Source organism: Desulfofundulus sp. (assembly GCF_049701015.1).
GTDB lineage: Bacteria > Bacillota > Desulfotomaculia > Desulfotomaculales > Desulfovirgulaceae > Desulfofundulus.
In genome coordinates, this window is the sequence record NZ_JBNATZ010000207.1 from 1 (window position 1) to 4,390 (window position 4,390).

Annotated in this window: 5 protein-coding genes; 1 reads left to right on the forward strand and 4 read right to left on the reverse strand. The window is 51.9% G+C overall.

Annotated features, from left to right (window positions below):
• A partial coding sequence (hutI, locus tag ACPLUI_RS11495; protein ID WP_424660401.1) for an imidazolonepropionase occupies positions 1-775 on the forward strand: 775 nt, incomplete at its 5' end.
• A 184-nt stretch (positions 776-959) separates the two neighbouring features.
• Here hutI and ACPLUI_RS11500 read toward each other — a convergent pair.
• The 4 genes from ACPLUI_RS11500 to ACPLUI_RS11515 all read right to left on the reverse strand — a co-directional run bounded on the left by ACPLUI_RS11500 (position 960) and on the right by ACPLUI_RS11515 (position 4,211).
• Positions 960-1,226, reverse strand: a complete 267-nt coding sequence (locus ACPLUI_RS11500; protein WP_424660402.1) for a hypothetical protein — start codon at positions 1,224-1,226, stop codon at positions 960-962.
• Between the two features lie 14 nt (positions 1,227-1,240).
• On the reverse strand, positions 1,241-2,041 hold the full coding sequence (locus ACPLUI_RS11505; protein WP_424660403.1) for an ExeA family protein: 801 nt from the start codon (positions 2,039-2,041) through the stop codon (positions 1,241-1,243).
• A complete protein-coding gene (locus ACPLUI_RS11510) occupies positions 2,041-3,408 on the reverse strand; it encodes a DDE-type integrase/transposase/recombinase (RefSeq protein ID WP_424660404.1) in 1,368 nt (455 codons plus the stop codon). The genes ACPLUI_RS11505 and ACPLUI_RS11510 overlap by 1 nt, the downstream gene beginning before the upstream one ends.
• A 158-nt stretch (positions 3,409-3,566) precedes the next feature.
• Complete coding sequence (locus ACPLUI_RS11515; protein WP_424660405.1) at positions 3,567-4,211, reverse strand: DUF6431 domain-containing protein; 645 nt, start codon at positions 4,209-4,211, stop codon at positions 3,567-3,569.
• Positions 4,212-4,390: the final 179 nt, after the last annotated feature.

A 4,390-nucleotide genomic window follows, 5' to 3' on the forward strand; every position in this document is an offset into this window, starting at 1 on the left:
GATGCTGGAGGCTGTACGCCGGCTGCAGACCAGGCAGCCGGTGGAACTTGTGCCGACCTTTTTGGGCGCCCATGCCGTCCCACCCGAATATAGGGACAACCCCGATGGTTTTGTGGAACTGGTGAACAATGAAATGCTGCCGGAGGTGGCACGGCGGGGGCTTGCCGAGTTCTGTGATGTCTTTTGCGAGGAAGGTGTTTTTTCGGTCGAGCAGACGCGGAGGATCCTGCTTGCGGCCCGGCACCATGGCTTTAAACTAAAGATCCATGCCGACGAAATCGTTCCTCTGGGTGGTGCCGAACTCGCCGTAGAGGTAGGGGCGACATCAGCGGATCACCTGATGGCGGTATCCGATCGAGGAATTGAGTGTCTGGCCGGTTCCAATACGATAGCGGTGCTCCTGCCGGCGACGACCTTCTGCCTGATGGAGGAGAGGTATGCGCCTGCCAGGAGGATGATCGAAGCGGGGGTAGCCGTGGCATTAGCCAGCGACTTCAACCCGGGGAGTTCGCCGGTGAACTCTCTTCAGATCGTAATGGGTCTTGCCTGCCGGCAGCTGAAGATGAGCCCGGAAGAGGTTGTGGCTGCGGTGACCATCAACGCCGCACATGCCATTGGACGGGCAGACCGTGTTGGGAGCCTGGAAGTCGGCAAACAGGCAGACCTGGTGATTTTTGATGCACCTGACTACCAGTACCTGATGTACCGGTTTGGCACCAATCTTGTTGAGAAAGTGATCAAAAGAGGGAAACTCGTGGTTGGAGGTGTAGTGTAGATTTTCAAATTAATCCGGGGAAAATTTTCACATTAAATTGGACTAACCGACCGCGGGAACACAGGAAATTCTCATTTTAAATCGGTAAGTACAAAAATAATCTTTAAATTCCGCTGGCATTTCCATCGAATACCCCAAAAAGAAAAACCGGCTACCCGAAAGAGGCAGCCGGTGGTAATACCGCTCAAAACCGGTTATACGGATATTTTTTCTTGAGGGCCATAATTTCCGCCCGTGCTTCCAGCAACTTTTCTCTGAACACGGCAGCAAACCAGGCCTGCCGGTTTCTGGTTGGCGGGTACATCCTGGCTTTATCGGCCACCTTGCAGATAGCCTCAATCATTTCTTCCCGGGTAAAGTGCAATTCTCGGGCCATTTGGAGTGCCAGCGGCAGTAAATCAGAAAAGCCGGTACCGGCAAAGTAATATTCCAGGCTGAGTCTTTTGTACATATGAACCACCTTCGCTAAACTTCCAGTTCCTGGCTTGCCTGATACACCACATCCTCGTCAATTTGCCTTTGCTTCCTGCCGTATGCACAGATCAGGCAACTGGTCACCAGATTGTTAACCAGGCGAGGCAGTCCTTTGGTGACGGCGTAAATGGCCTCCAGAGCTTGCGGGGTAAAGATCTCCTCGTGCAGGCCGGCGTTTTTCAGTCGGCTTGTACAATATTCCTGGATTTCACCGGGTTTAAGGCCCTGCATGACATACTTTACGGTAAGCCTTTGGCGCAGGGGGCTGTTGGCATTGAGAGCCAATTTGTTGCGGATCAGCGCTTGCCCGGACAGGATCAGGATAAAAGGGTTTTGTGAGTCCATTTTGAAGTTGAAGAGCAGCCTCAATTCTTCCAGGACCTTGCCAGCGGCCAGATGGATTTCATCCAGCACAATAACCGGCGTAATATGGCGGTCGTAATACAAGTTTGTGATGGCGTCCTGTATCTGGTGGAACAGGCTCACCTTTTTGTGTTTTGGTTGTTCGCCCAGCGTTAGGGCTAAACCCTGGTAAAATTCCAGTACTGTCACCGTGGAGAGGGTAAAATAGCACGGTTTGAAATGGGCGGGGTTAAGTTCCTCCACATACTTGCGCAGGGCGGTAGTTTTACCACACCCCGGCTCTCCGGCAACCAAACCCATGCCCCGCACCTGCTGCAAGTATTTCAGGCGCGACGTGAGTTCCGTCAGGTCCTGGCTTAAATAAAGCCGGTCAAAAGGCACTTCCTTGCTGAAAGGGTTAAACTTCAACCCGTAGAACTGGGTGAACATCACTTTTCACCCGCCCCTTCACTTTTGAGCAGTTCGGCAAAGGAAATGGCCGGTACCGGGGTCTCACGGTTATTGGTGGTCAGAGGCTTATCTTCCGGGCTGGTATTTTTGAGGGCCGGGCGGCCGCGGCCTCTCCTTTTCAGCTGCGCATTGGCATGGAAATCAACCTGTCTGGCCTCGCCCACTTTCAGGCTGTCTTTGTAAAGTAGCACAGGGCGGGCGGGATTACCCAGCCACTCGGGTTCATACCTGACTTCCAGGCGTGTACCGGCAAACTGCTGGTCCGTTTCGTAGAGTACGTTATCCAACGGGAAAGTGGCGTCATGATTAATTTTGCGTGTTACCCGCAGGAGAAAACACTCGTCTAAAAAGACCGGGTCGGAAACCATTTTCACCGCATGCGCCTGGGACATAAAGTAATCCAGGGGGCTCATGCCAAGAGCAGTGTGCGATTTGCGCTGGTAATCCGTCTCCAGCCACTGCCAGAAGACAAGGTTCAACTCCTCTAAGGATTTAATCGTGTCCGGTTCCAGGCGGCTTAAAAAACGCATCCTGACAGTGCGAAAGAAACGCTCCACTTTACCCTTGGCCTGCGGAGCAAAAGGTTCAGTGTGCAGCAAAGTACAGCCCAGACTGGCACAGGTCATGGCCAGCTGGCCACAGCGGTAAACCTTCCCGTTATCGGTGTAAATCATTTTCGGTATGCCCCGTTTTAAAATGGCATCTTTCAAAACGGTTCTTACCGCTGTGTAGTTCTGTTCCCAGCAGAACTGGGCTGCCGTGACCAGACGCGAGGCGTCGTCGATGAAGGCGATGAGGTAAGTTTGTTTTTGGGCCCGGCCCACTTTCAAACGGGGGCCGTACATGATATCCGTCTGCCAGAGTTCATTCACCCACTGGTGGGAAAACCGCTTGACCTCCTTTTCCTCCGCATCGGGGTGGCTATCAGCGGCCAGCTCCGGATTTTGGGCCAGAAAACGGTAGAAGGTGGACAAAGAGAGCCTGTCCGGCGTGAACACACCGTCTTTGACCAGTTCCTCATAAAGCAGGGTGCCGAAAAGACGGGGATTGCCTGCCTTCTTTTCCCGGATTTTCCGGGCTATCTCTTCGGTTATGCGGCGGCTTTTACCCCGGTCCGAGCGGTACCCTGGCTTTAAGCCCTCCAGTCCGTGCCGCCGGTAGAGGTACAGCCACCACATGAAACTCTTTATGGAATAGCGCCTCGGACCATAGTGGGGCATTTCAATTGGCAGCGCCGCCAGGTTTTTAAAATATTCCGTTTGGTTCTGGACCTGGCCGTTTAATACCGGTGCGATCAAAGAGAACTTCTTCAGGGCAATGGCTTCCCTTTCCTGGTTGGTGAGCATAAACTACCCGTCCTCCCTGTTACAGTTTCTGGGAGGCCCTAAGCGCTTAAAGCCCTTTGACGCGTCACCAGCATAATAACACTTTCTCCGGTCGGCCCCAAGAAAAAAGGTTTGTTGGTGGCATAATGCACCGGGTCCGGGTACTCCAAAGGTTTCTTTTATGCTAAAATATTGTGCAAAGGAGCCATAAAAGAGTACCCACATTGGGCATAAAACCTGCTGGAGAAGGTCTGGATCCGGGGAAATCCAGTTGCCACAATGTGCAGTACCTTTCTGGCTCCTTCCTTTTTATCCGGGCTGTCCTGTGGGAGGCTGACCCTGGGGAGAAGCTGGCGCAGACCCACTTTGATGCGGTTTAAGTTGGTTAAAAATCTCCGCACGTAGAATTGCAGATGACCAGTGTTCCAGTACAGGTACACGAAAAACTCTTTCAGCAGCTTTAAACACTCGGAAAATGAGTGATGGGAAACCAGAATATACCAAAGGGCGGCAAAAATTATCTCGACCGAGTACTGGAAATACGGCAGGCAGAAGGAAGGCAGGTACGAAATGGTGGTTCGGCAGTATTTGCAGTAGTAACGGCGGATAAGAATCCGGCCGCAGAAAGTTACTGCGATAATGTTGCGTTGATAAAAACCGTGTTTTTGTGGAGGTACCTTGACCAGACAACCTGGGTTGGGGCATGAGGTGGGTTGGGGAAAAGGAAAATCTTTGCCCAGGCGGGCGTATTCTTCCGGCGGTACAGGCGTGTAAAATATTTGTTGCATGGTAGTCACTTCCAACAAATATTCTACCTGTTCCACAGCCGGAAGAAAAGGGGTCAATCACTGGTTCTCATATTCTGGTGAAGAGACGGACTGACCTGAAATACCAGAACAATTTGCGAAACAGTTGCAGATTGTTCTGGTATCGGAAATAGTTGCAGATTGTTTAGTCTGCGAAAATGGGCAGGGGTTGGGCTAAATTAAAGTGAGAATTGACA

Bases quoted from the DNA above. Each gene is read 5' to 3' on its own strand.
- ACPLUI_RS11510 (WP_424660404.1), bottom strand. From the start codon at position 3,408: ATGCTCACCAACCAGGAAAGGGAAGCCATTGCCCTGAAGAAGTTCTCT.
- ACPLUI_RS11505 (WP_424660403.1), bottom strand. From the start codon at position 2,041: ATGTTCACCCAGTTCTACGGGTTGAAGTTTAACCCTTTCAGCAAGGAA.
- ACPLUI_RS11500 (WP_424660402.1), bottom strand. From the start codon at position 1,226: ATGTACAAAAGACTCAGCCTGGAATATTACTTTGCCGGTACCGGCTTT.